Here is a 26,248-nt window from a genome sequence, read left to right on the forward strand (position 1 = left end):
CTCGGCGTGACCGCCGGAGGCCGCGCGGGGCGTTACGGCCGGCCGCTCAGCATCACCTCGAGCTCCGGCGGCACGCAGCCGTAGGCCTCGGCGGCCGCGAGCAGCGCCGAGTTCTGCGGCAGGTTGAGCAGGAACGAGCTGGCGTAGGGCGTCCCCTCGAGGCCCTTCAGCCGGCGCAGGAGCGGGGGCATCGCGCGCTCCATCGCGGCCCGCGCGCCCTCCAGATCGCCCATGTCCACGCAGGCGTCGTGGAGCGCGAGGTAGATCGGCGCCTCGTTGAGCAGGCTCGGCGCGCCCGCCTCGACAAGGGCCGCCGCCTCCCGCGCGATCTCGCGGGCCTGCTCGGCGTTGCCGAAGCGGCGCTCCGCCTCGGCGCAGAACCCGAGCGCCACGGGCAGGACGTCGCGGTTGTCGGTGACGCGGTACGCGTCGGTGGCCTTCTTCAGCAGCGAGCGCGCCCGCGCCAGGCCCGACGACTCGAGGCGCAAGAGCTCGCAGCCCCGGTAGAACAGGATGCCGAGCGTCACGCGGTCGCGCACGACCCACATGCTCCCCGCGGCCTCGTCCGCGCTCGCGCGCGGCTCCGCGAGCACGGCGTCGAGCCGGGGCTCGGGGCCGAACGTCGCCGCCCAGCAGAGCAGGATCATCTGCCCGTGGCGCGCCGCCCCGGAGCTGCCGATCGCCTGCGCCCTGGCGATGCCCCCCTCGATCTCCTGGAGCGCCTCTTCCCGGGCGCCGATGGTCGTCAGCGCGAAGCCGACGTTCATCGTCAGCATCGCCTCGCGCTCCTGCAGCCCGGCGCGGCGCGCGGCCCGCGCCGCGTTCCGGCGCGCCCCCAGCGCGGCGGCCGGCTCGCCGCGGGTCTGGTGGGCGACCGCGCGCGTCTGCCAGGCGTCGACCGCCGCCCAGACGAGGTTCCGCCGGGCCGCGAGGTCGAGCAGGTGCGCGGCCTCCTGCTCGGCCATCGCCAGCTGCCCGGCGAACGCGTGGACCTGCGCCAGCGTCGCCGAGCACTGCGCCTCCTCCTCGACGAGATCGATCGACCGGGCGCGGTCGCGCAGCGCCGTCAGCCGCCCCTCCAGGTCGATCCCCGAGCCGCACGCGTGGTCGTAGCGCGCGCGGGCCGTCAGCGTGCGCAGCTCGCTCGCCTCGTCGAAGACGTTCTCCCACATCGCCCGGATCGCCGAGTCGCGCTCGGGCGAGCGCGCGTCGAGCCGCGAGTACGCCTCCTCGAGGAGGACCGCGCGCGCGAACGCCGTCGGCTTGTCGGGGGAGAACACGAGCGCGCGATCGGCCATGGTGACCGCGTCGAGGAGCGAGTTCGTCGCCAGGGCGCGCCGCGCGGCGGCCTCCCAGCGGATCGCGGCCTCCTCGTGCTCGCCGCCGAGGTCGAAGTGCTGCGCCACCGTCGCGCTGTCCTCGCCGAGCCGATCGAGCCAGCGCGCCGCCGCGGCGTGCAGCCTCTGGCGGAGCTCGTCGCCGACGGAGGCGTACGCGACGTCGCGGACGAGCGCGTGCTTGAACAGGAACTCGCGCGCGGCCGGGAAGCGCGACGCGGGCTGCGCGACGAGGAGCTCCGCGGCGATGAGCTTCTTCAGCGCCGTCGCGGGCTCCGCCACCCCGACCTCGGCGAGGCCCACGTCCCACACCGACAGGCCGAAGACGCTCATGCGCACCACCGCCTCCCGGGTGGGCTCGTCGAGCGCGTCGAGGCTCACCTGGATGGCCGCCTCGATGGTCGGCGCCGTGGCGGCGTCCTTGCCTGAGGCGATGACCCGCGCGAGCTCCTCGGCGAAGAGCGGCGAGCCGGCCGCCTGCTGCGCGACGCGGTCGAGCGTGGCCTCCTCGAACGGCCGCGTGGCCGCGGCCGCGCTGAAGACCGCCCGCGCGATCTCGCGCGTGGCCCGGCGCGCGATGGGGCGCAGCTCCACGCGCACGTGGTCGCGGCCGGCGAAGCGCTGGCCCTGGTCGCGCCAGAACGCCGGGCGCACCATGAGCAGGATGAACAGCGCCCTCCCGGTCGCCCGCCCGAGGAGGTGATCGAGCCACGCGACGCTCTCAGGGTCGGCCCACTGCGCGTCCTCGACGAGCAGCGCGCACGGCTCGCTCGACGCCGCGTCGACGGCGATGTCGGTCATCGAGAGGTAGAGCGCGTCGCGCGCGCCGCGCAGGTCGACGCCGTCGGGGAACGGCTGGTTCGCGAGCAGGCGCGCGAGGAGCCCGCCGTCGCCGTGGAGCGGCCGCCGCGCGCGCACCGCGTCCTCGGCCTGCTCCAGCGACGCGCCCTTCGGAAGGCCCATGAGGACCCGCAGCGCGTCCGTGGCGACGCCGAGCGCCTGCGCGCGGCCGAACGACTCGCAGCGCAGCTGGATGAGCCGCGGCGGATCCGGTCGATCCACGATGCGGGCGACGAACTCGCGCGCGAGGCGGCTCTTGCCGATCCCCGGAGGCCCCGAGATGCTCATCACGACCGGCGTCCCGTCCTCCACGCAGCGCTCGAACGCCGCGACGGTCGTGATGAGCTCGGCGTCCCGCCCCACGAACGGCGTCTGCGCGTCGGGCCGCTTCGGCGCGCGCGCGAGCACCCGCACCGCGCCGCTCTCCAGCGGCTCGCCCATGAAGCGCCCGCGGGACAGCTCCACCGTGGTGGCGTCCGCGAGGACCCTGCCGGGGCCCGCCTCGCGCGCGAGCGCGACAGCGCGGTCGACGACCTCGCCGGCCGCGCGCGTCCTGTCGACGCGCATGCGGCCGGAGGCGACGCCGACGCGGCCGCCGCGGCCGCCGAGCGCGAGCCCGAGCTCCAGGGCGCGGGACGCCTCGTCGCCGTGGGCCTGCCGCACGCCGAGGTGGGCGGCGATCGAGTCCGTGCCGAGCGGCAGCGCGTCGGCCCCGCGGCGGCGCAGCGCATCGAGCTCCCGCTGGCGCTCCTCGCCGGTGGCCACGTGCAGCGCCACGATCGTGGTCACGAGGCGCGTCCCCATCGCGCCCGGCGGGTTGTCGCTCACGCGCAGCGGCGACGGGGTGGGCAGGTACGGCTCGTCGGCGAGCGCCGCGAGCCTGTCCGCCACCTCGCGCGCCGAGCTCGGCCGGAGCTCCCGGTCGGCGAGCAGGAGCGCGTGGATCAGGTCGTCGAGCGCCGGTGGCACGTCGAGCAGGAACTCCGAGAGGCGCGGCGCGGGCGTCGTCGCCAGGCGGACGAGGGTCGCGATCGAGGTCGGCCCCATGTGCGGGGGCCGGCCGGCGACCAGCTCGAACAGCGTCGCGCCGAGCGAGTAGAGGTCGCTGCGCGCGTCCACGGTCGCGTCGCCGCGCGCCTGCTCCGGCGAGATGTACGCCGGCGTGCCGACGAGGCCGCCCGCGTCCGTCGTGAGCACGAGCTCCTTCGACGCCGCCACGCCGAAGTCCACGAGCTTGGTGCGGAGCGGGGCGTCCGGCGAGCCGCGCAGGAGGAGGATGTTCGACGGCTTGATGTCGCGGTGGACGACGCCCGCGGCGTGCGCGGCCGCGAGCGCGCTCGCGACCTGCCGCCCGACCTCGATCCCCTCGCGCAGCGAGAGCGGGGAGCGCTTCTGGCGCGCCGCCAGGTCCTCGCCGTCGAGCCACTCCATCGCGATGAAGGTCGCGCCCTCCTCGATCCGCCGCCCCTCCGCGTCGACAGCGCTCGCCTCGAGCGTCCCGAACGCAACGACCCTCACGATCCCCGGGTGATCGAGCTCGGAGAGGACCTGCCCCTCGCGGGAGAGCCGGGCCTGGCCCTCGGCGTCGACGCCGACCGCCGTGATGATCTTCAGCGCGACGTACCGCTCCGTCTGCACGTCGAACGCGCGGTGCACGGTGCCGATCCCGCCGCGGCCGACCTCGTGCTCGATGTGGAAGCGGCCTGCGACGAGCGGCCGTGGGGACTCGATGCGCGCGGAGCTCATGCGCTAGCCGACGTGGTCCGTGGGATGGGCGCCGGGGGGGCTCCGGCGCAGCGGAGAGGCGATCTCATGGCGCCGGGCCGCGTGGGCCTGCGGTGTTCCGACAGGGCGCATTCGCGAAAGAGACTACGCCGTCGCTCATGGCAGTTCCAGTGTCGCGGTCACGGGAACCCGGCAGCGCGGCGGACGCGGCGATCCGGCCGGAGGCGTCGTCAGGCGTCGTCGAGCGAGCAGCGCGCAGCGCGCGCGGCGGGCCTCCCTTGACGGATCCGGCGGCTCCTCCTACGGTCGTCGGCTCCGCTGCTCGTTCAGCGTAACATTCAGCGTAACATTACGTTACGTTCACCGTTACGTTACGTTCGAGCGGCGGGGGCCATTTCGATGCTCGATCGCGTCGCCGTTCACCAGACCCGGCTGCGCACGCCCGGCCTCGGGCTCGACGCCAAGGGGGTCGCGCTCGGCGCCAAGGGGCTCGTCCTCCTGCCGTCGATCGATCGGCTCGTCGCCTTCCTGGCGCTCTACACGCGGCAGGGCTCGCTCGCGGACATCCTCCGCTCGCTCGTCGTCGAGATCGTGCGCTCGAAGCTGGGGGCGCGGGAGGTCACCCTCCTGTTCGCGGCCGAGAGCAGCGATCGGCTCGACCGTGTCGCCGAGATCGCGCGGCTCGCGGGCGGCTACAGCTTCACCGGCACGAGCCGGCACTTCGTCCAGTACCGCGACGCGGCCGCGCCGTTCGGGTACGACGTCCCGCAGATCCTGCCCAGCGACGCGGCGCTCTCGCTCTACCACAACGCCTTCTCGCAGACGTACGAGGTCGAGCGGCGCGTCGACGTGCGCACGCTGCTGCTCCGGCTCGAGCCGCACCTCGATCCGTCCGCCGGGCAGGACCCGGGCCCGCGCTGGCTGCTCGCGGAGTCGGGGCTCGGCCCGGCGCTGATCCGCTACTTCTCCCGGAGCAGCGTCGAGGCCGAGGTCGGCCTGTGCGAGTGGCCGCCGGAGTCGAGCTTCGATGACGCCCCGGTGCTCCGGTACCTGTTCCGCGCGCCGGCCATCCCTGCCCGGATGGTCCCGCTGCTCACGAGCACGCCGGGGCTCGGGTACTTCGTGCCGGTCGCGCCGGGCGCGGCGGTGGAGGTGGGGTTCCGGCACCCGGTCAACCTCCGCGCCTGCCCGGTGTTCGGCGAGGCGGGCCTCGTGCTCTTCCGGGGCGGGGGCCGCGAGGCGCTGGAGATCGCGAAGCTTCCGGCGATGGGCGACGTCGCGGCGTTCGCCCGGGTGGAGCTCGGCCGCGAGCCCGTCGCGGCGAAGGTGGCGGAGGGCGACGCGCTGCGCCCCGCGTCGGTCGTGCTCTCGCTCCGCCTCGTCCCGAGCTCCGAGCCGTGGCGGTCGGTCACGGCGTCGTGGATCCGGCCGCAGGAGATGCCGCTCCTGCGGCACGTCGCCTATGCGCTCGGCCCCGAGACGCTGCGCCGCGCCCGCATCGCCTTCACCGCGGCAGGCGCGTTCCTCCGGCACCCCACGGGCATCGAGGGGATCCCGGTCGGCGAGTTCTTCCGGGAGGTCCATCCGGGCCTCTACATCCCTGCCGGGTACGACGCTGTCCCTGCGGTCGCGCCCGGCGTGCTGTTCCGAGCGCTGGGCGCCCCCGCCGGGCAGGCGCTGTTCATCGGGCGCGACGGGAGGGCGATCGGCGTGCCGGAGGAGGCGTTCGTCGCGCTCGAGACGGCGCTGCTCGAGGCCCAGCAATGGTCGGCGGTGGCCGTGTCGTCCGCGGGCCTCACGGCGGCGCTGGCCACCGAGCTGCCCGAGGTCGTGCTCGGCGGCGTCGGCATCCGGCCGCTGCGCGACCTCGCCCCGTCCGAGGCGCTGGCCGAGCCGAGGGCGCTGCCGCCGGGCCCTGGCCGGACGCCCCAATGACCCAGCCTGAAGCGATCGCCGAGCGGCTCTCCGAGCTCCAGGCGAACGTGCTCGCCCCGCTCGTCCTCGGCGGTCCGCTGCGCCTGGTGCGCCCCTTCGGCGTCCGGCTCGCGCTCCTCCTCGGCGACGGCGCGCCGGCGCTCGATCGCGACCTCGGCTCGCGCATCGATCTGGTCCGCGTCCGCGTCGCCCGCCTCATCGCCCCGATCGACGTGCTCCCGGAGCTCGGCGCGGCCGAGTGGGCGCTCCTGGCCGCGCTGAACGATCTGCTCCAGCTCACGAACCACGAGCTCGCCGGCGTGCTCACGCGCAGCCGCTATCCCCGCCTGCTCGCGAGCGTGCGCGACCTCTGCGAGCTCGTGCCCGCGCCGGCGGACGTCGGGTCCGCGCTCTCGCGGCACGCGACGTTCGCGCGGGTGCTCGACTGCTTTCGCACGGACGCGCTCGTCGCCTGGTGGACGGGCCGCGCGAGCTTCCGCGGCCAGCGCCCGCCGCCGCGGCTGCTCCGGTGGCGGCAGCTGCGCGGCGTCCAGGTCGAGACCCGGCGCGTCGGCCTCGCGGACATGGGCCACGGCGTCGCGGGGCTCGCCCCGCCGGACTTCGCCGAGGCGCTGTCCCTCTGGATGACGCGCACGCCGCTCACGGATCTCGCGACCGCCGCGCGGAAGGATCCGCCGTTCGCGTGGTCGGCCTCGACGCTCGCGGTCGTCGCCACGCCTCCTGGCCGGAGCCTCGCGTACCGCGTCCTCCTGCGCCAGCCCCACGACCTCGCCGTCGCGGCGCTCGCCCGCGCCGCCCGCGAGGTCCCGCCGCGGTTCGGCCAGGCCCGGGCGCTCGCCGAGTCGTTCGCCAGCGAGGTCGCCGCCGGCATCAAGCTGCTCGACGAGCGCTCCGCGGCCGGCTGACCCGCGCCTCGCCACGCGCCCGTCCCGTCGTCTCCACGCACCGCGCGCGGCTTTGCTCGGTTCAAACGGGGCGTGGTACGCTCCGTCCTCCTTGGAGAGGCGCGCTGTCCTCGTGCCCGCGCCTTCGACATCACCTCACGGGCATGGCCCTGGGAGCGACGAACCGTTTGAACCGGCAAGACGCTGAGACTTCCGACAAGTTGCTTGCTTCCCTCTGGCGCGCGCGGCGCCGCGGCTCCTGTGTCGAGGCGTTGCCGCGCGCCGGGCGCTCCTGCGCGCGCCTTGCCGGCGTCGCGTTCGCGCTCGCGCTCGCGGTGAGCCCGGGCGTCGCGTTCGCGCAGGCGGAGGCGCTGCTCGACGAGGGCAAGAGCCTGATGAAGAAGGGCAAGGTCGAGGAGGCCTGCCCGAAGCTCGAGGAGAGCTACAGGCTGAGCCCGAGGTCGGCGACGCTCCTCGCGCTGGCGATGTGCCACGAGAAGCAGGGCAAGGTCGCGACGGCGTGGTCCGAGTACATCGATCTCGGCGCGGCGGCCCGCAAGGAGGGCAACAAGCGCCTGGAGGCCGACGCGAAGGCGAGGGGAGCGAAGCTGGAGCTGTCGCTCCCGCGGCTGACGCTGAGCGTGCCGCGGGCGGCCGCGGTCGAGGGGCTCGAGGTGATGCTGGACGGGGCGCCGGTCGACGGCGCGCTCTGGGGCCAGGCGCGGCCGATCGATCCTGGCCAGCACAAGGTGAGCGCGAGCGCCCCGGGCAGAAAGCCGTGGGAGAAGTCGGTCACGATCAAGCGGGGCGAGCGGAAGACGGTGGCGGTGCCGGCGCTCGCCAAGGACGCCTCGGCCGCTGCGCAGCCTGCGCCCGCGGCGGAAGCGCCCCCGCCGGCGGCGCCGGTGGCGGCGGCGCCGGAGAAGGGGAGCGCGGGGTCCGGGGACGGCGCCGCAGGGGCCGGGAAGGGCGCTGCTGGGCCGGGGAAGGGCGCCGCGGGGCCGGGGAAGGGCGCTGCTGGGCCGGGGAAGGGCGCTGCTGGGCCGGGGAAGGGCGCTGCTGGGCCGGGGAAGGGCGCGGTGGCTGCGGCGCCAGGGCAGGGCGCAGCGGGGCCGGAGACCGATGCGTCGCCTGCGGCATCTCCTGCGGCCGAGGAGCAGGAGCCGAGCTCTGGATCCTCGCCGAGGCACACCGGGAGCTTCGTGATCGAGGCTGGGGTGGCCGGCGGCGCGTTGATCGGCCTGATGGACTCCGGCAGCTTCGGCGATCTGAGCGCGTACTCGTACAGCTACAACATCCCGGAGGGTGAGCTCATCGCGCCCTGCGACGATGAGGTTTGCCATGCGAGCTTCGATCCGGCGATCGGGCCGTTCGTCGGCGGGGAGGCGTTCATCGGGGTTGCGCTCTCCGAGGATCTGCACCTCGGCGCGCGGGTGCTGGGCGGCTACCGGTTCGGCGGCGGTTATCTCGTTGTCGGCGGCCCCTCTGCCTCGATGCGCCTCGGGCGTCTCTGGCTCGGCCTTTCGGGGCTCGTGGGCCCTGTGGGGCAGCAGGCGAAGGTCACCGGGATCAAGGGGGAGATCCCCTCCGAGGTGGAGCACCTCAACTACGGCCGGAGCGAGGTCGCCGTGAACGCGCGCGAGGGCAGCCTGCCCGAGAGCGCGCTCGTGGAGACGCTCGCGTTCGGCGGGAGCGTCGACGTGTCGCTCGTGCTCGCGGACCTTCCGAGCGCGGGCTGGACGTCGGGCGCGCTCCTGCTGAGCGTCTCGCCGACGGTCATGAAGGGCCTCGACGGCTGGGTGTTCGCGGCGCCGGCGAGCCTCGGTTACCGCTTTTACTGAGCGGCCTCGCGACCTATCGCGCTCTCTCGTCGGGCGCCCGGGTGAGGGCACCGGGAGCTTCGGTGCCCGACGAGCGAGACGCGCGAGAGGGCGCAGCAGCGGCAGCGGATGCCCACCCCCGGTCCGTGCTCGGTGCTCCGCGCCTTTCACCTTTCCGGCCAGGGTGGAAGCCGGCGGGCGTCCCCCCACGCGGCGGTGCGTGCCGGCGGGCGTCCCCCCACGCGGCGGTGCATGCCGGCGGGCGTCCCCCCACGCGGCGGTGCATGCCGGCGGGCGTCCCCCCACGCGGCGGTGCATTCGACGCCGCCCGCGACGCGTTCGAGGCCGCCGCTCGCCTCGATCCCGAGGACGTATCGGCCCGCTGCGACCTCGGCGCCATGCTCTGCGAGGCCGGCCGCACCGGGCCTGCGCCACCTCGAGGCCGTCCTCGAGGCGCAGCCGGCGCACCCGACCGCCTTCCCGATCCACGCCTACCACCGCGCCGCGCGCGACGGCGACGGGGCATGCTGCAGCCCGCGCAGCTCCGCCCCGGTGTGCCACCCAGGGCAGCGCGGCGGGCCCCGCCCGCGGCGTAGCCTAGCCCCTCGGGTCCGCGCGCCGCCGCCGGGCGCGGCGCGCCTCGCCGCGGGCGCTGTCCGCCCCGCTGGCGGGCTCGGGCGGCGGGGCGAAGCCGATCGCCGCGAGATCCTTCTCGCCGATGACGTCGCCCTTGGCCACGAGCGCCGCGCGGAGCAGGACCGCGCCCATCTCGGCGTCGTTGCCGGGCCACGGGTGGTCGAGCACCGCCTGCAGCGCGCGCAGATCCAGGCCGAACGGCCGGCCCCGCAGGCGGACGCCGATGCGCGCGAGGTGATCCAGCGCGAGCGCACGGAGATCCTCGGCGCGCGACGACAGCGAGGGCAGCGCGACGGCCCGGTCGCCGAGCCGGTCCGCGAGCCGCTCGCTCAGCTGACCGGTCGCCGCGAGCGCGTCCACGGTCTGAGGCACCGCCACGACGAGCCCGACGTCGTCCGGCAGCGCCGCGCCGAGGTAGCTCTGCACCTCGGACGGCAAGGCCTGGGCGTCGAGCACGAGCAGCGTGCCCCCACGCGCCGCCTCGATGGGCGAGCTGTCCGGATCGCGCCACAGCGCGAGCGCGCTCGGCGCCCCCGCGGAGCCCTCGATCGCAGCCGCCTCGCCGCGCGCCGGCGCGGCGCCACGCGCCTGCGCGAACCCCTCGGGGACGGGCGCGGCGCCGTCGACGATCGCCAGCGGGCCGCCCGCGCGCGGTGAGGTCAGGTGGACGACCGCGCCCCACGCCACCGCGTCGATCCCGGGCGCCGTCAGCAGCGTGACCGGGCCGCCGGCCACGCCGAGCCGCTCCAGCTGCTCGAGCGCCGCGCGGGCGGCGGGGCTGTAGGCGGCGGCCCGCGCCGGCCGCGCGAGCAGCGCCGCGATCGCGCGGAACCGCCCCGCGCCCTGCGCCACGGCCCGCTCGAGCCGGCTCACCTCGCGCGCGCGCTCCTCCGCCTCGCGGCGGGCGGCGACCTCGCGGCCGCGCGACCCCGACAGCATCGCCGACACCGCGATCACCGCCCCGAGCCGGTCGGCGACCGCGCGCAGGCCGCTCACCTCCTCCAGCGTCATCGGCGACGCGCGCCGGGCCCGCGGGATGGCGAGGGCCCCGATCGGGCCCTCCGCGTCGTTCACCAGGGCGACCACGCCGACGTCGCGCTCCGCGAGCCAGGCGAGCAGCGGGCGCACCTCCGGCCGCCGGACCTCGACGGCCTCGGCGGCCTCGACGCGCAGGACGCGCTCCGGCTCGAGCTGGGCGAGCTCGATGAGGCGCGCCGGCACCTCCGCCGGCTCGGTGTGCTTGTAACCGGCGCGATCGACGGTCACCTGCTCCGGCGGCGAGAGCAGGTAGAGCGCCGGCGGGGCCTGCCCGGCGACGCCGGCGTCCGACGCCTCGCGCAGCGCGGAGAGCGCCGCCTCGAGCGCCGCCTCCGGCTCCGGGTTCATCGCCGCGCGCGTCGCGGCGTCGAAGGCCCCGAGCCAGCGCGCCCCCTCCGGCGCGAACCGGCGCGCGAGCACCGGCGCCGCGAGCCCCGCGAGCGCGCAGAGCGCGCACGCGCCGAACACGGCGACGCCGACGGAGGACTGCGGCGCGCCGCGGAGCCCGAGATCGCCGCGCGGCGCCTGGTGCACGGCGTACACCGCGAGCAGCGCCGGCGGGGTCGCGAGCGTCGCGACGGCGAGCGTGCCGCGGAGCGCGCGCGAGACCTGCGCCGCGTCCGCGGCCACGGTGCAGAACGCGACGCAGACCGCCGCGACGGCGCTCGTGACCGGCAGGATCGACTCGGGGGGCGCGACGCCGACGAAGGCCGCCGCGAGGCCGACCGCCAGCGCGGTCGCCGTGAGCAGCAGCGCGGCCTCGACGCGGTCGGCCACGCCGAGCTCGAGCCGCCGCGCGATGCGGACGCGCGCGATCGCCACGAGCGTCACCGTGAGCGAGCCGAGCGACGCGGCGGACGTGGCGTAGTGGACGAGCAGCGGATCGAGATCCGCCGCGCGCTCGGGCGCCACCGCGGAGACGGCGGGCAGGGCGACCGCCACGGTCCAGAAGAGCGAGGCGAACGCCGCCGCGTCGAGGCGCCGCGTGCTCGGCGGAGGCTCGAGGAGGCCGCCGAGGCCCGCGATGCGCGCGAGCCCGACCAGGGCGGCCATCGCCGCGGCCGCCGCGCCGAGGTTGCCGAGCGCGATCAGCGCGAGCCCGGCGGGGCCGCTCCGCGAGGCGGCGAGCATCGCGGCGCCGGTGAGGCAGACGGCCGCCGCGCGGCGGGCCGCCGGCTCGATCCGGTCCTCTCCCCGCGGCGGCCGCTCTACCCAGCGGAGGCCGAGCGCGAGCAACGCCGGCAGCCCGAGCAGGGCGAGCCACGCGGGCCCGTGGCCGCCGGACGCCCGGAGCGCGGCGAAGGCGGTGTAGGCGACGGCGGCCGCGGCGATCCAGAACGAGCGCCGGCGCAGCATCGCGGCGAGCGTAGCGTCTGGCCACGGGGGCGCCAACGAGGCGGTCTCATCGAGGGGACGACCGCGCCGCCCGCGCCGCTGCCGCGGCCAGAGGCTCCCTTGCTACCTCAGGGCGAGAGCGCCGCGATGTAGTCGTAGAGACACTTCATCTCGTCGGCGTTGAGCATCGGGCCGAGCGGCATCCGGTTGTTGCACGTCGGGTCGTCCGTGACCTTCACGTAGATCAAGCTGGCGTCCGGGTCACCCGGCACGAGCAGCGGGCCCCCGCCGCACGGCGCCGAGGCATTCTGGGCCGCTACCGCGGTTTCCCACCCCGCTGCGAGCGAGAGGCCCGACTGCTTCGACTCCGCGTCGTGGCAGCCCGAGGTGGCGCACCTCTCCATCACCAGCGCCTGCGCTTCAGCGCATCCGGCCCCGCCGCCGCTGCTCGCGCTGGTGGTCGGAGGATCGCCGCCGCTGGTGGTCGTGGGATCGCCGCTGCTGGTGGTCGTGGGGTCGCCGCTGCCGGTGGTCGTGGGGTCGCCGCCGCCGCTGGTCGCCGCGCCGTTGCCCTGGCCGTTTCCGCCGCCAGGCCCGTCGCCGCCGGCGAGGTACTGGTCCTTGTCCTCGAGGGTCCCCGCGCAGCTGATGATGAACGCGGCGCCGCTCATCATGGCGGCAACGGCGAGCGCGGTGCGCCCGCCAAGGAAAGCGATGTACGTCACGTGCTACCTCTCTCTCTCGCTCAGTAAACGTAGGCTCCGGCGAGCCGCACCCCAAGGTACTGGTCGATCGCCCCGCCGGCGACATACCGGTCGCCGATCGCGGGCTCGAACGACGAGAAGAACCGCGCGTACTCGATGAGGAGCCGCGCCTCGACGCCGGTCGTGACGGGCACGAGCACCCCGGCCATCGCGCCGATGCCCTGCACGCTCGCCCCGGCGAACCGCTCGTAGACCTGGCCTGACGAGAGCGGGAAGAGGTAGTCGGCGCCGAGCGCCAGCGCGACCGGGCCGACCGGCACCCGCGCGTCGAGGCCGGCCCGGATCAGCGTGTAGGAGACGTTCGGCACCGTGCTGGCCAGGGCCTCCGCCGCGTCGACCTCGAAGGTCAGGAGCCGGAGCCCGGCGGAGATGCCGAGCACGGACGACTCGCCGATCGACAGCCGCTCCCGCAGCCCCAGGTTGATGCGCTGGTAGGTCGTGCCGAGCGGGTCGCCGTCGCCCACCGCCGAGTTGAGGCCGGGCGCCATCATGAACCCCGCGGTGATGCCGAGGCCCTTGAGCACCGGGATGTCCGTCGACGCGAGCGGGTACACCTCGCCGGAGATCGACAGCGCGGGCTGACCGAAGACGTCGTAGGGCCGGAGGTTCTGCGTGACCGGATCGGAGTAGTCGAACCAGCGGCCGGCAAACTCGACGCCGGCCTCGATCGAGAAGAGCGCCGAGCGGGGGTCGTGGGGCTTGCGCTTCCCGCCCTCGTCGCCGTCGCCGCCCTTGTCGTCGCCGTCGCTGCTCTTCTCGTCGCCGTCCTTCTCGTCGCCGTCCTTCTCGCCGTCGCCGTCACCGGCGCCGTCCTTCGGCTGGTCCTCGTCGGCCGCGGCGGCCGCCGGCGCGATCTGCGAGAGCGTCGGGCCGAGCAGATCCTCCAGCGCCCTCTTGCGGTCGTCCCGCGAGCCGCCCAGCGGCACCGCGCTGTCCACCGCGAGGTCGCCGGCGTTCTCGTCGACGTAGACGAGGTAGACCTCTTTCTTCTTCTTCTTGTTCGTCCGCGAGACGCCGTAGATCACACCCTCGGCCTTCGCGGCCTTGCCCGCCTTGCGGATGCGGTCGATGGCCTTCTTCCGCTGGGCCTTCATCACCAGCGCGTCGCCCACCGGCTTGGTCTGGCCGGCGCTGCGCAGCGACTTCGAGAACGCGTCGTCGTCCACGACCTTCAGCGTCTCCGGGACGAGGGACACGATGTCTTCGCGGATGTCGTCCGCGTTCGGCCCCTCGATGTGGATCGCGATCGACTTCGACCCCTTGGGGGCGGCGAGCGCGATGGGCGAGAGCGCGAACGTCGTGACCGTCGCGGCGGAGAGCCCGAGGAGGATCCTCCCGCAGAGGCTCAAAGAGAGGGACAGCGTTCTGATCCTGATCGGCTTCCGCGCGGGCCTTTTGCCGGCAGCGGCGTCAAACGAAGCTTGCACGCGCGCGAGCCTACAGGTGATGTCGCGGCTGGATCCAGCGTCTTTCGAGGGGGCTCCGCGACATTTCTGATGACGCGCAGTGTAGCTACGAGACTCCGCTAAGATCGGACCCGCGGGCTCACCGAGCCTCGTCTTCCTTGGCGCCTTGACGGGCCCCCGCGACGTGAGACATGTCGTTAGCTCGATGCGCGGCGCCGCAACGCACCGCATCGCAGGCCAGCGCGTCCCCCAGGGGAGAGGGCAGATGGATCGGTCAAGAGGACGGCACCTCCGCGCGGCGCGCGGCCCCGGCGGCTCTCTCGGGCTTGCGATTGTCGTGGCGGCGGCCGCCGCCTGCTCCGGCGGGCGCGGCGGCGGGGCCGCGGGGGGAGCGGAAGGCGAGGCGCCGCGCTGCGCGGAGATAAGGCCGGGCGCGTCGCCGCTCCGGCGGATGACGCGATTCGAGTACAACAACACGATCCGCGATCTGCTCGGCGACGACAGCGCGCCGGCCGACGCCTTCGTGGTCGAGGAGGAGGCGCTCGGGTTCAACAACCAGGCGGCGGCGCTCGGGGTCACGCAGCTCCTCGCCGAGCAGCTCATGAAGGCCTCCGAGGCGATCGCGGCGCGGGCCGCGAAGGATCTCGGGAAGCTCCTTCCGGGGTGCGACCCGGCCGTGCAGGGGCCCGAGGCGTGCGCCGCGGAGCTCATCGAGCGCCTCGGCAAGCGCGCGTTCCGCCGGCCCCTCGCGCCCGCGGAGAGCGAGCGGCTCGCGCGGCTCTTCGCCTTCGGGAACGACGAGCACGGCTTCTCGACCGGCGTCGAGCTCGTGATCCAGGCGATGCTCCAGTCGCCGCACTTCCTTTACCGCGTCGAGCACGGCATGCCGGATCCGGCCGGCGAGGGCGTGGTGGCGCTCTCGGACCACGAGATCGCCTCGCGGCTCTCGTACCTGCTCTGGAGCTCGATGCCCGATGACGCGCTGTTCGCAGCGGCCGACGCGGGGGAGCTCCGCTCCGCGGAGCAGATCGCCGCGCAGGCCCGCCGCATGCTCGAGGATCCGCGCGCCCGCGCCGCCGTCGCGAACTTCCACGCGCAATGGCTGCAGCTCTCGAACATCGACACCCTCACCAAGGACCCGGCGGTGTACCCCGGCTTCCACGCCGGGCTCCCCGCGCTCCTCCGGGCGGAGACCGAGGCGTTCCTCGATCACGTCGTGTTCGAGGACGGCGCCGGCGACGTGGCGACCCTGCTGACGGCGCCCTACTCGCTGATGAACGCCGAGCTCCGCGCGTTCTACGGGCTGGGAGCGAGCGGCGCGGGGGCGCCCGGCGAGCTCTCGGTCGTGCCGCTCGACCCGGCGCAGCGCGCGGGCTTCCTCACCCACGCCAGCGTGCTCGCGGTGCTCGCGAAGCCGGATCAGTCCTCGCCCGTCCACCGCGGCAAGTTCGTCCGGGAGCGGCTGCTCTGCCAGATCCTGCCGCCGCCGCCGCCCGACGTGGACATCCAGCCGCCGCCGGTGCGGGAGGGGATCCCGACCCGCCGACAGTTCGAGCGGCACGCGGAGGACCCGGGCTGCGCTGGCTGCCACAGGCTCATGGATCCGATCGGCTTCGGGTTCGAGCGCTACGACGGGATCGGGCTCTACCGCGAGGTCGACCAGGGCGTCCCGGTCGACGCGAGCGGCGAGATCGTGGCGAGCCGGGATGTCGATGGGCCCTTCGACGGGGCGGTGGAGCTCGCGCACCGCCTCGCGGAGAGCGACGAGGTGCGCCAATGCGTCGCGACGCAGTGGTTCCGCTTCGGCTACGGCCGCGCCGAGCAGGCGGAGGACGAGTGCAGCATGCGCCAGATCCAGGCGGCTTTCGCCGAGAGCGGGTACAACATCAAGGCGCTGCTCGTGGCGCTGACCCAGACGGACGCGTTCCGCTACCGCCGCGCGGCGCCGGACGCAGGGGGCGCGCCGTGAGCGGCGCCGCGCAGCGCCGGGCGTCGAGGGGACGCCTCGATCGCCGCACCTTCCTGCGCGGGGCCGGCGGGCTCGCCCTCGCGCTCCCCTTCCTCGACGCCATGGCGGGATCGGCGAGCGCCGTCGATTTCCCGAAGCGCTTCGTCGTCTTCTTCACCGGCCTCGGCACGGTGAAGGAGGCCTGGCAGCCGACCGGGACCGAGACGTCGTTCGAGCTCGGAGAGATCCTCGCGCCGCTCTCTCCCTACCGGGACAAGCTGCTCGTCGTCGAGGGCATCGACATGGAGTCCGCCTACCACGGCCCGGGCGACTCTCACCAGCAGGGCATCGGCCAGGCGCTCACGGGCACGGAGCTCCAGGAGGGGACCCTCTTCCCGTACGCCTGCAACCCGGCCGCGCGGGTCGGCTGGGGCGGGGGCATCTCGGTCGACCAGTTCCTCGCCGCGCGGCTCGGGGATCGCACGAAGCTCTCGTCGCTCGAGCTCGGCGTCCAGGTCCAGTACGCCAACGTCTCGTCGCGCCTCTCGTACCTCGGCCCGGGCCAGCCGGTCCCGCCCGAGGACGATCCGCGCGCGGCGTTCGACCGCCTGTTCCTGGACCTCAGCGCCGATCCGGCGGAGCTCGCGCGGCGGCGCGTCCTGCGCCGCCGGGTGCTCGGCGGCGTCATGGAGGACTACGGCGCCCTCGCGCGCGAGCTGGGGGGCGAGGACCGGCGGAAGCTGGAGCAGCACCTCGACGCGCTGAACGACATCGAGCAGCGGCTCGACGTGCCGGCGCTCCTCGGCGGCGCGTGCGCGTTGCCGGCGCTGGGCGAGCCGCTCGACGTCTACGCGAACGACAACTTCCCCGCGATCGGGAGGCTGCAGACCGACCTGCTCGCGATGGCGCTCGCCTGCGATCTCACGCGGGTCGCGTCCATCCAGTGGAGCGCGACCCAGGCGGGCAAGGTGTTCACGTGGCTCGGCCAGTCGGAGACGCACCACGCGCTCTCGCACTCGAACATCGGCGACGCGGAAAAGCAGCAGCAGCTCGTCGACATCGGGCGCTGGCAGGCGGAGCAGCTCGCGTACCTGCTCGAGAGGCTCGACGCCGTCCAGGAGGGCACGGGCACGCTCCTCGACAACACGCTCGTCCTCTGGTGCACGGACATCTCGGAGGGGCAGAGTCACTCGCGGCGCGACATGCCGTACGTGATCGCGGGGGGCGCCGGCGGGGCGCTCAGGACTGGCAGATTTTTGCGCTATGCCGGCGATCCCCACAACAACCTGCTCGTCGCGCTCTGCAACGCGATGGGCGTGGACGTGTCGACGTTCGGCAACCCCGCCTACTGCACGGGGGTGTTGCCCGGCCTCTTGGCCTAGGTGCGCGCGCCGGAGATCCCGCCAGGGATCGCTGACCCGCGCGACCAGAGGGGCCGCGGAGCGGGCGCCGGGGTTCGGGGCGGAGCCGCGAAGAACCAGCGCCGGCGCGCGCCCGCCGCGTGTTTTGGGCTTTTCGTCGCGCGCCGATTTTGGCAAGTACGCCCGCATGGGCGCCCTGCTGTCCTCCGGGAAGCCTCACGGCGCGCGGCGCGCGGCGCGCCTCGCTCTCTGTCTCGCGCACCTCGCGGCGCTCGCAGCGGCGGCGTGCGGCTGTCGGAAGCCCGCGGACGTCGCGGCGGACGCGGGGGCCGCGGCCGCGGGCGCCGACGCGGCACCCGCGGCGCTCACGGCGACCGAGGGGCAGGCCGCGCCCGCGGAGCTCGCGGCGCCCGCGTGGCCGCCGAGCGACAAGCCGCTGCTCGGCGTGACGGCCTTCGTGGCGACCGTCTACAAGGAGCCGCGCGACACGTCGAAGAAGCTCGGGTACCTGCGCGTCGGCTCCAGGGTGCCTCGCTCCGCCGAGCCCGCCGGCACCGCGGGCTGTCCGGGCGGCTGGTACGCGATCGAGCCCCGCGGCTACCTCTGCGTGGGCGAGGACGCGACGCTCGACCTGAACGACCCCATCCTCAAGGCCGCCGGCCCCGGGCCGAACCTGAGGACCGCGCTCCCGTACCGGTACGCCTTCGTCCGCGCGGTGCTGCCGCTCTACCTGCGCGTCCCCACCGCCGAGGAGCAGCGCAAATCGGAGTTCAAGCTCGACGAGCACCTGTCGTGGTTCGAGGAGAACAAGGCGACCGTGCAGCGGGTCATCCTCGGCGCGAACGACGTGGCGATCGACGCGCGCGGCGTGCCGCTTCCGGGCAAGCAGCTCGGCGAGCTCGGCCTGGGGAAGAACTCGCTCGAGCTCGGCGAGGGCGCGTTGCTCGGCGGGGAGGGGGACGGCGACCCGATCCCGTTCTGGCTCGAGGGCGGCAAGCGGCTCATCCGAAACATCAGCGACTTCAAGGTCCCGGACTACGCGGTCTTCGCCGATCGCGCGCGGCGCTTCACCGGGCTGTCGCTGATCGGATCGTTCCCGACCGGACCGGAGTCGCTGAGCCGGCGGTTCGCGATCACGACCGATCTGCGGCTTGCGCCTGCGACGAAGATCAAGCCCGACACCGGCTCTCCCTGGCACGGCGTCGAGCTGACCGATGCGCTCACGCTGCCGCTCGCCTTCGTCCGCGCGCGCGGCGCTCGCGACGTCCAGATCCAGGGCGACAAGGCGACGCCGGGCAAGGAGCTGCCGTTCCGGGACGTCGTCCCGCTGACCGGCAGGATGCGCCGGATCGAGGGCGTGAAGTACTACCGCACCCGGGATCAGCGGTACGTGAGCCAGCTGGACGTCGGGCTCGCGGTCGCGCCGTCGGCGTGGCCGGAGGTCGCCGAGAAGGGCGAGAAGTGGATCGAGGTGTCGATCACGCACCAGACGCTGGTCCTCTGGGAGGGCAAGCGTCCGGTCTACGCCACGCTGGTCTCGACCGGCCAGGCCGGGGTGGCCGATCCCAAGACCACGACCGCGACGGTGCGCGGCGCCTTCCGCATCCGCAACAAGCACATCACGGCGACGATGGACTCGAACGAGTCGTCGAGCGTCGGCGGTCGCGCGGAGACGACCGCCGACGCGCCGTCGGCCTCGCGCGGCGCGAAGCCGGACAAGGGCGGCACGTCGAAGGAGCGCGCCTCGAAGAAGCCCGGCGCGAGCGCGGCGGCGAAGCCCGCGGCAGGCGAGAAGGCGGTCCCCCGGAAGGGTGACGGGGAGTACGGCGTGACGCGGCGCCGCGGCGAGGGGACCTACGCCCTCAAGGACGTGCCGTACATCCAGTACTTCGCGAGCGGCTACGCGCTCCACGCAGCGTACTGGCACGACGTCTTCGGCACGCCGCGCAGCCACGGCTGCATCAACCTGGCGCCCATCGACGCCCATCGGGTGTTCCTGTGGACCGATCCCCCGGTGCCGCCCGGATGGCACGCGATCAACACAGGCGAGGAGCTTGGCGAGGGCACGACGATCATCGTGCATGAATAAATAGGGGAGGCGATCGCCGTCCGGAGGAAGGGGAGCGGCGGGCGCTTCAGTGCTTCGGCGCGGTGTGGAGGAGGTCGGCCAGCGCGTCGTCCGCGGAGGCGGCGAGGGCGTCGAGGAGCGCGGCCAGGCGGGTGTGCTGGTCCGGGGTGAAGGGGGGCATGCCGAAGCGCGCGCGCACGCCTGAGAGGCGAAGAACGAGGCCGGCGCCGTCCTGGTAGCCGGCGATCCAGGGGCCGCGGGTGAGCTCGTCGCGGATGCGACGGAGCCGCGACTCGAAGGCGGCGCGATCGGCGAGGGCGCCGGCGGGGGAGGGGGCGCGCTGCTGGAAGTGGTGGATCGAGGCGGCGGCCTCGGTCGGTGCGCCGTCGATGGCCTCGAGGCCGGCGCGGAGGCCGTCGAGGAGGGGCGCGAGGCCGGTCCTGCGGACGAGCGCGCCATCGAGGCACATCTCCCAGAGCACGTGGGCGAAGAGCGCGAGCCGCGGGGCGCCGAGCGATGCGGCGCGCAACGCGGCGGCGAGGCGGCGTTCGCCCTCCACGAAGACGGGGGCGGCGTGGAACCAGCGGTCGGCGGCGACGTGGTGGTCGATGCCGGCCAGCACCTCGGCGAGGCGGGGCGGCGGGGCGGCGGGGCGATCGGGCGCGCGGGAGGGCCTGACGCGCCGGTCGGCCATGCGCCAGAGGTCCGGGAGCATCGCCGCCGCGCCCGCGGCGGCCGAGCCGAGGTCGCGCGCGGCGAGGTGGCGATGAAGCAGGAAGTTCATGCGTTCACGATGGCGCTGCCGTCCGCGGCGGTCGACGGTGAACCGATGCGGCGCGCTTCTCGCTCGCCCGTCGCGCTTCCGGATTCCCGCTCTGGGGCACGGGGAACAACTACGTCGTTCGGCGTCGCAGCGGGCCCGTGAGGTCCTGCAGCGCAAACCGACCATGTCATGTAGGCAAATCAGCGCCATCGAGCTCGAATCTCCGGCCTCTCGCTACCCGGGCACCGGAAATGTCTCCATGCCAGTCGCCCGTCGCGGCCGTCGTGGCTCGCCCGTCGCGGCCGTCGTGGCTCGCCCGTCGCGGCCGTCATAGCCTCCTTTCTTCCCTGGAGCCGCGGGCGAGGGGATGTGCGAGGCGGGGCGCGCGTGGGGACGGGCCGCTGTCCGAGCACTTTTGCCGGTCGCGCCTCCCTCGCGCAGCGAGGGAGGCGCGACCGGCCCATGCGAGTTCGGCGGGGCCCCACGCGCGCCCCGCCTCGCACATCCCCTCGCCCGCGGCCGTTGCATCTCTTGCTCGGGGTTCGGCGCAACAGGTAGCCTAGGCAACGATGCAGGCCAGCGACCCGTTCGGCTGGGTGGGGTCGATCATCGACGGCCAGTTCGCCGTCGAGGCGCTGGCGGGCGAGGGAGCGTTCGGCGTCGTCTACCGGGCCCGGCACCTCGGCTTCGATTCGCCGGTCGCCGTCAAATGTCTCAAGATCCCCGCGGGTCTAAGCCCTGACCAGCAGGACGGCTTCCTCGCCAAGTTCCGCGAGGAGGCGCGCCTTCTCCATCAGCTCTCACGCCGGACGATGGGCATCGTCCAGGCGCTCGACATCGGCGCCGCCGCCGCTCCGAAGGGGCCGTGGACGCCGTACATCGTCATGGAGTGGCTGGAGGGCGAGACGCTCGAGCAGGATCTCAAGCGCCGCAGCGCCGAGAAGCTCCCGCCGAGGAGCCTCGGCGAGGCGATCCGGCTCCTCGCGCCGGTCGCCTCCGCGCTCGCCGTCGCCCACGACGAGAACGTGTCTCACCGCGACGTCAAGCCGGCCAACCTGTTCCTGCTCGGCGACCGCATGAAGGTGCTCGACTTCGGGCTCGCCAAGGTCTTCTCCGAGACGCCGACGTTCGCAGAGGCGCTCGTCCAGACGGGACGAACGTTCCGCGCCTTCACGCCGCAGTACGGCGCGCCGGAGCAGTTCAGCCCGCGGTTCGGCGCGACGGGGCCCTGGACCGACGTCTATGCGATGGCCCTCATCCTCGTCGAGGTCGCGAGCGGTCAGCCCGCCCTCTCGGGCGGCGACGTCATCCAGCTCTTCGTCGCCTCGAGCGACGAGGCGATCCGGCCGAGCTTCCGCGCCCGCGGGGTGAACGCGAACGCCGACGTCGAGGCGGTCCTCGGCCGCGCGCTCGCGATCAACCCCTCGCAGCGGTTCCACAACCTCGGCGAGATGTGGGCCGCCCTGGAGGCCGCCCACCGCTCCAGCGTCGTCGTCGTGGCGCGCGACACCCTGCGCGCGCCCGCCTTCGGCCCGGCCGACGCGAACGACGACGCGGGGGACGGGTTGCTCGACCTCGCCGCCGTCCACCTGCCGCCGCTGCCGCCGCCGCCGGCGCTGTCCGTCCCGCCGCCGTCGCTGCCGCCGTCGTCGACGCCGTGGCGGGCGCCGGACAGCAGCGGGATGAGGGGGAGCGTGAGCTCCGATCGCGGCTCGCCGCGGACCCGGGCCGCGCTGCCGTTCGAGGGCGGTGAGCACCGGGTCTGCACCGTCCTGTTCGCCGATCTGTCCGAGGCGACCGCGCTCTCGTCGCGGCTCGATCCCGAGGACGTCAAGGACGTCGTCGACCGCTGTTATCAGGTGCTCGCGGAGCACGTCGAGCAGATGCACGGGATCGTCGAGCGGCCGATCGGCGGGCGCGTCATGGCGGTCTTCGGCGTCCCTCGCTCGACCGACAGCGACGCCGAGCGCGCGATCGTCGCGGCGCTCGGCGCGCAGGCCGCGATCCCGCGCCTCACGCTGCCGCGCGCCGCGCGATCGGTCCGCCTCTCGGTGCGGTTCGGGATCGCGACGGGGCGGGCCTTCGTCGGCGCCGGGGGCTCGGCGCGGCAAGATCTCGCCGTCATCGGCGACGCGGTCGACGGCGCGGGGCACCTGCAGCAGCTCGCGCCGCGCGGCGCGATCGTGATCGGCCGCGACACCCACCGCCTCGTCCTCGGGCGCTTCCACGTCGAGGCGCTCGACGCGGGCGCGAGCGCCGGCGCGGGCCGGGCGCCGCCGGCGTCCACCGCGCACGGCGCGGCGCCGCCGATCTACCGCGTGCTCGGCGAGGCGCCGCTCCACCACGCGCTCGTGCCGCCCGATTTTCACGGGCTCTCGACGCGCCTCGTCGGGCGCGGCGCGGAGATGCAGCGCCTGTGTGATCTCGTCGAGACCGCCTTCCACGAGCGGCGGCCGCGCCTCATCACGCTGGTTGGCGCGCCCGGCGTGGGACGGACGCGGATGCTCGCAGAGCTCTTCGCGGGCCTCCGCGACGGCGGCGCCGGGGGCGGCGCGCCCTCCTCGGAGCGCGGGTACACGCTCGCGCCGCCCGGGGGGCTGCTCGTCCTGTCGGCGCAGTGCTCGGCGCTCGCGCAGGATTCGAGCTATGGCCTGGCCGGCGCGCTGCTCCGCCGCTGGTTCGGGATCCACGAGGCCGATCCGGCCCAGGTCATCCTGCGCAAGCTGCGCCGCGGCCTGCGCTGGATCCGGCTGCGCGCCGCGCGCGCCCGCGTCCGCGCCGAGCGGGAGGCCGCCGGCGCGGGGGCCAGGGCCGCCGCGCTCGGGGGCGCGTCGCCCATCGTGGCCCGCGCGTCGTCCGTCCCCCTCCGAGGGCCGATCAGCTCGACCGTCAGCGGGCGCAGGGGAGCCGGGGCGGCGCGGTACGAGGACGACGACGAGCTCGATCCGTCCCCCTCGCTGTCGAGGCCGAGCGGGGGGAGCGACCTCGAGGAGATCCTCGCCCGGCTGGCGGCCATCCTGGGCGCGCGGCCTGCGCCCGCCGGGCTCCTCGAGGCCGCGGCGCGCGGCAGCGTGCTGGCGAGGCGCCGGATCGCCTCCGCGCTCGCGCTGCTCGTCGCCTTCGCGCTCGAGCGGACGCCGATGGTGATCGTGTGCGACGACCTGCAGTGGGCCGACGACGCGACGCTCGACCTCGTCGAGGAGCTCGTGGCGCACGCCGAGGGGCTGCCGCTCTGCATCGTGTGCACCGCGCGCCCCGAGCTCTACGAGCGCCGCCCGGACTGGGGCGTCGGGAAGGAAGCGTACGTCCGCGTCGACGCGTCGCCGCTCGCGCGGCGGCACGCGGAGGAGATGATCCGGGATCGGCTCCGCGGCGCCTCCGCGCTCGACCACGAGCTCGTGCGCGCGATCGCCGAGCGCTCCGAGGGCAACCCGCGAACCGTGGAGGAGACCCTCCACCTCCTCGTGGACGCCGGCGCCATCGAGGCCCAGGACGGCGCGTGGCACGTCCGTGACGACGCGCTCGGCGCGCTGAGCCTGCCGCCGGCGGTGCACGGCGTGGTCCAGGCGCGCCTCGACCGCCTGGACGAGGGCGCGCGCGGCCTCCTCGCGCAGGCCGCGGTCGTCGGCCGGACGTTCTGGGAGGGCGCGGTCGAGCGGCTCCGGAACGACGCCCCGCAGGCGCGCTCGCCGATGTCGAGCGAGCGCATCCTCGCGGAGCTCCAGGATCTCGATCCGCCGTTCTCGGTGCGCCACGGGGGCGGCGCGTCCACCGCCGAGCTGCTCGCGCGCCTCTGCGAGCGCCAGCTGATCCGGCTCCGCTCCCCCGCGTCGTTCCCCGGCGAGCGCGAGTACGTGTTCGTGGAGCAGGCGACGTGCGAGGTCGCCTACGAGATGCTGAGCCTCAAGATCCGCCGGCGGATCCACCTGCTCGTCGCCGACTGGATCGAGCACCGCGCGTCGAGCGTGGAGGCGCGCGACGAGGGGGCCGCGCTCCTCGCCCACCACTACGAGCGGGGCGGCGATCTGCGGGCGGCCGCGGCGGCGCACGACCGCGCCGCGGCGCACGCCGCCGCGATGGGCGAGGGCGCCGCGGCGGTGCGCCACGCGGCGCGCGCCCGGGAGCTCCACGACGAGCTCGCGGCCGACGAGGCGTAGGGAGGCCGCCGCTACCGCGCCTTGCCGGGCGCGCTCGGCAGCCGGGCGCCGGACACGACAAGCGCGTAGCGCAGGGCGTCCTCCAGCGCGCCGAAGGTCTCGAGCGCCCGCGCGTCGCTGCCGAGCGTCACGATGGCCTGCGCGACCCCGGGGGAGATCCCGGAGACGAGGCAGCGGCTGCCGAGCAGGCTCGCGGCCCGGGCCACCTGGAACAGGTGGTCGACCGTCGGCGTGTCCACGCCCTCCACGCCGGTCAGATCGAGCACGGCGAAGTGGGCCTGCGTGCGGACGATCTCCCCGAGCAGCTTCTCCATGACGTCCGTGGCCCGGGCGCGGTCGAGCGCGCCGATGATCGGCAGCACGAGGACGCCCTCCCACGCCTGGATGATCGGCGTCGAGAGCGCGCGGATCGCCTCCTGCTGCTGGCGCAGGACGCTCGCGGTCCGCTCGCGTTCGGCGTTCTCCGCGGCGAGCATCCGGTTCTTGCCTTCCAGCTCCTCGGCGTACACCTCGAGGCGCTCGATCGACTGGCGCAGCTGATCTTCGAGCCGCTTGCGCTCGGTGGTGTCCCGCATCGTCACGGCGACGCCGCCCTGGATCGGCACGATCTGGTGGTGCACCCAGACGCTCTGGCGCGACGCCTGGGCGTCCGGCGCGGGCAGGCGGATCTCCTCCTCGATCGGCGCCCCCTTCCGGAGGCAGCGCAGGCACCTCTCGAGGAGGACGCCGGCCTCGACCGAGTGGACGAGCTCCGAGAGGCGCTGACCGAGGAGCTGCTCGCGCGGCATCGACGACAGCATCGTCGCGGCGCGCGCGTTGAGCCCCGTGATCGCGAAGTCGGCGATCTCCTCGCTGTCGTCGCGGCGGGAGGCCAGCGTGAGGAACGCGTCCATGCTGGCCTCGACGGCCGCGTGGAAGCGCGCCTCGCTCTCCCGGCGCTGCTCCTCGGCGCGCCGGCGCTCGGTGATGTTCTCCCCCACGATGAGCGCGTTCGTGACCTCGTCCGCCCCCCGGATCGCGCTGACGTGGTTCGCGTACCACGCCCGCCCGCCGTTCACCCCGAGGCCGACCACCTCGTAGCTCGCGCGGCCTCCCTCCCGGAGCACCGTCTGGAGCGCCTCCCTCACCGTGTCGTGGTACTCCGGCGACGTGAAATCGAAGAGGCTCCGGCCGACGACGCTCTCCTCCCGGACCCCGGGATACGGCCGGTTCACCGAGACGATGCGCGCGTCTTTGTCGACGACGACCAGGTAGTGCGGGATGCCGTCGTACAGCGCCCGCAGCTTCTCCTCGGACTCACGGAGCGAGATCTCGGCGGTCTTGCGCCGCGTGACGTCGCGCGCGACGAAGTAGACGAGCCCCTCGTCGAGCGCGAGCATCGCGTTCCACTCGAGCCACCGGTACGAGCCGTCCTTGCAGAGGAAGCGGTTCTCGTAGGTGATCGTCTGCGCGCCCGTCGAGAACGTGTCTGTCTCCGAGAGGGTGCGCGCCTTGTCCTCGGGGTGGATGAACTCGAGGTAGGGCCGCGCCATCAGCTCCTGGCGGCTGAACCCGAGCGTGCGCTCCCACGAGGGGCTGAGCTCCCTGAACCGCCCGTCGAGCGTCGCGGCGCCGAGCATGTCAACGGCGAGCGCGTAGAGCCGCCGCTGCTCCTTGTCCTCTTCGCGCACGACCGCGCGCAGGATCGGCCCTGCGCGGTCGGGCAGGGCGAGGCGCGCGATCTGCGTGTCGGCCTGGATGAAGTCCCCGCCCGGGCGCCGGTAGAGCCACCGAAACCGCTGCGGCTCGCCCCGGCCCGCCGCGTCGAGCCGCTGCGCGAGGCGTTCGGCGGAGGCCTGCCCGTCGGGCTGCAGGAGCGGCGCGAGGTCCGCGAGCTCCCGTCCGACGAGGCCCTCCGCGGATCCAGTGAGCAGCCGGATCGCGCTCGGATTGGCGTCGATCACGCGGCCGTTCTCCAGGAGGAGGATCGCGTCTTCGGCCGCCTCGAATGCGGCGCGGTGGAGATCAGGCTGGCTCATCGTGGGCGCCGCAGGGGGTCAGGAGCGCCGTGCCGCCGCGTTGTCCTCTCGATCTCGATCGCCAATCAGCACCTCGAGCGGCCGCGGACACCCCCTCTCTGCCGCTGCCGCCAGCGGCGCATTGTGCAGGAAGCCTTTGTGGAGATCGAGGTCCATGAGCCCGCGCGCGGCTCGGCGCGGTGGTTGTTGTCATCGCCCTCGTCGTCCCGATCG

Annotated in this window: 13 protein-coding genes; 7 read left to right on the plus strand and 6 right to left on the minus strand. The window is 74.7% G+C overall.

Annotated features, from left to right (window positions below; translation table 11 throughout):
- Positions 1 to 32 precede the first annotated feature (32 nt).
- The gene (locus WMF34_RS15270; RefSeq protein WP_437993730.1) at positions 33 to 3,923 is read right to left on the minus strand and encodes a serine/threonine-protein kinase; all 3,891 of its coding nucleotides are present in this window, start codon (positions 3,921 to 3,923) and stop codon (positions 33 to 35) included.
- Between the two features lie 378 nt (positions 3,924 to 4,301).
- Here WMF34_RS15270 and WMF34_RS15275 point away from each other — a divergent pair, with 378 nt between their 5' ends.
- The 3 genes from WMF34_RS15275 (at position 4,302) to WMF34_RS15285 (ending at position 8,562) form a co-directional block, all read left to right on the plus strand.
- Positions 4,302 to 5,837: a hypothetical protein gene (locus WMF34_RS15275; protein ID WP_012235555.1), complete on the plus strand. Its 1,536-nt coding sequence runs from the start codon at positions 4,302 to 4,304 to the stop codon at positions 5,835 to 5,837.
- A complete protein-coding gene (locus WMF34_RS15280; RefSeq protein WP_437993731.1) occupies positions 5,834 to 6,742 on the plus strand; it encodes a hypothetical protein in 909 nt (302 codons plus the stop codon). The genes WMF34_RS15275 and WMF34_RS15280 overlap by 4 nt, the downstream gene beginning before the upstream one ends.
- A 200-nt stretch (positions 6,743 to 6,942) precedes the next feature.
- A complete protein-coding gene (locus WMF34_RS15285) occupies positions 6,943 to 8,562 on the plus strand; it encodes a tetratricopeptide repeat protein (protein WP_231864853.1) in 1,620 nt (539 codons plus the stop codon).
- A 576-nt stretch (positions 8,563 to 9,138) separates the two neighbouring features.
- Here WMF34_RS15285 and WMF34_RS15290 read toward each other — a convergent pair.
- The 3 genes from WMF34_RS15290 to WMF34_RS15300 all read right to left on the minus strand — a co-directional run bounded on the left by WMF34_RS15290 (position 9,139) and on the right by WMF34_RS15300 (position 13,663).
- The gene (locus WMF34_RS15290) at positions 9,139 to 11,571 is read right to left on the minus strand and encodes a hypothetical protein (RefSeq protein WP_437993732.1); all 2,433 of its coding nucleotides are present in this window, start codon (positions 11,569 to 11,571) and stop codon (positions 9,139 to 9,141) included.
- A gap of 107 nt (positions 11,572 to 11,678) precedes the next feature.
- Positions 11,679 to 12,275, minus strand: a complete 597-nt coding sequence (locus WMF34_RS15295; RefSeq protein WP_437993733.1) for a hypothetical protein — start codon at positions 12,273 to 12,275, stop codon at positions 11,679 to 11,681.
- 20 nt (positions 12,276 to 12,295) lie between these two features.
- Positions 12,296 to 13,663, minus strand: a complete 1,368-nt coding sequence (locus WMF34_RS15300) for a hypothetical protein (RefSeq protein ID WP_437993734.1) — start codon at positions 13,661 to 13,663, stop codon at positions 12,296 to 12,298.
- A gap of 322 nt (positions 13,664 to 13,985) precedes the next feature.
- On the opposite strand from WMF34_RS15300, the gene WMF34_RS15305 reads away from it, so the two are divergent.
- The 3 genes from WMF34_RS15305 to WMF34_RS15315 all read left to right on the plus strand — a co-directional run bounded on the left by WMF34_RS15305 (position 13,986) and on the right by WMF34_RS15315 (position 19,118).
- The gene (locus WMF34_RS15305; RefSeq protein ID WP_012235561.1) at positions 13,986 to 15,689 is read left to right on the plus strand and encodes a DUF1592 domain-containing protein; all 1,704 of its coding nucleotides are present in this window, start codon (positions 13,986 to 13,988) and stop codon (positions 15,687 to 15,689) included.
- Positions 15,686 to 17,050, plus strand: coding sequence for a DUF1552 domain-containing protein (locus WMF34_RS15310; RefSeq protein ID WP_437993735.1), 1,365 nt, complete (start codon positions 15,686 to 15,688; stop codon positions 17,048 to 17,050). Before WMF34_RS15305 ends, WMF34_RS15310 begins: the two co-directional genes overlap by 4 nt.
- A gap of 166 nt (positions 17,051 to 17,216) precedes the next feature.
- Positions 17,217 to 19,118 carry a L,D-transpeptidase gene (locus WMF34_RS15315; RefSeq protein ID WP_437993736.1) on the plus strand — a complete coding sequence of 634 codons (1,902 nt, stop codon included), beginning with the start codon at positions 17,217 to 17,219 and terminating at the stop codon, positions 19,116 to 19,118.
- A gap of 46 nt (positions 19,119 to 19,164) precedes the next feature.
- On the opposite strand, the gene WMF34_RS15320 is transcribed toward WMF34_RS15315, so the two are convergent.
- The gene (locus tag WMF34_RS15320; protein WP_012235564.1) at positions 19,165 to 19,881 is read right to left on the minus strand and encodes a hypothetical protein; all 717 of its coding nucleotides are present in this window, start codon (positions 19,879 to 19,881) and stop codon (positions 19,165 to 19,167) included.
- Positions 19,882 to 20,429: 548 nt separating this feature from the next.
- On the opposite strand from WMF34_RS15320, the gene WMF34_RS15325 reads away from it, so the two are divergent.
- The gene (locus tag WMF34_RS15325) at positions 20,430 to 24,017 is read left to right on the plus strand and encodes a protein kinase domain-containing protein (RefSeq protein WP_437993737.1); all 3,588 of its coding nucleotides are present in this window, start codon (positions 20,430 to 20,432) and stop codon (positions 24,015 to 24,017) included.
- An 11-nt stretch (positions 24,018 to 24,028) separates the two neighbouring features.
- Here the strand turns inward: WMF34_RS15325 and WMF34_RS15330 are convergent, their stop codons facing one another.
- Positions 24,029 to 26,035, minus strand: coding sequence for a PAS domain S-box protein (locus tag WMF34_RS15330; protein WP_437993738.1), 2,007 nt, complete (start codon positions 26,033 to 26,035; stop codon positions 24,029 to 24,031).
- Between the last annotated feature and the right edge of the window lie 213 nt (positions 26,036 to 26,248).

Origin of the sequence: Sorangium sp. So ce145 (assembly GCF_051525985.1) — a bacterium.
GTDB classification, from domain to species: domain Bacteria; phylum Myxococcota_A; class Polyangia; order Polyangiales; family Polyangiaceae; genus Sorangium; species Sorangium cellulosum_B.

Excerpts from the sequence above, each read along its gene's own strand:
- WMF34_RS15270 (WP_437993730.1), bottom strand. The coding sequence starts at position 3,923 with ATGAGCTCCGCGCGCATCGAGTCCCCACGGCCGCTCGTCGCAGGCCGC.
- WMF34_RS15275 (WP_012235555.1), top strand. The coding sequence starts at position 4,302 with ATGCTCGATCGCGTCGCCGTTCACCAGACCCGGCTGCGCACGCCCGGC.
- WMF34_RS15280 (WP_437993731.1), top strand. The coding sequence starts at position 5,834 with ATGACCCAGCCTGAAGCGATCGCCGAGCGGCTCTCCGAGCTCCAGGCG.
- WMF34_RS15290 (WP_437993732.1), bottom strand. The coding sequence starts at position 11,571 with ATGCTGCGCCGGCGCTCGTTCTGGATCGCCGCGGCCGCCGTCGCCTAC.
- WMF34_RS15305 (WP_012235561.1), top strand. The coding sequence starts at position 13,986 with ATGGATCGGTCAAGAGGACGGCACCTCCGCGCGGCGCGCGGCCCCGGC.
- WMF34_RS15315 (WP_437993736.1), top strand. The coding sequence starts at position 17,217 with ATGGGCGCCCTGCTGTCCTCCGGGAAGCCTCACGGCGCGCGGCGCGCG.
- WMF34_RS15320 (WP_012235564.1), bottom strand. The coding sequence starts at position 19,881 with ATGAACTTCCTGCTTCATCGCCACCTCGCCGCGCGCGACCTCGGCTCG.
- WMF34_RS15325 (WP_437993737.1), top strand. The coding sequence starts at position 20,430 with ATGCAGGCCAGCGACCCGTTCGGCTGGGTGGGGTCGATCATCGACGGC.
- WMF34_RS15330 (WP_437993738.1), bottom strand. The coding sequence starts at position 26,035 with ATGAGCCAGCCTGATCTCCACCGCGCCGCATTCGAGGCGGCCGAAGAC.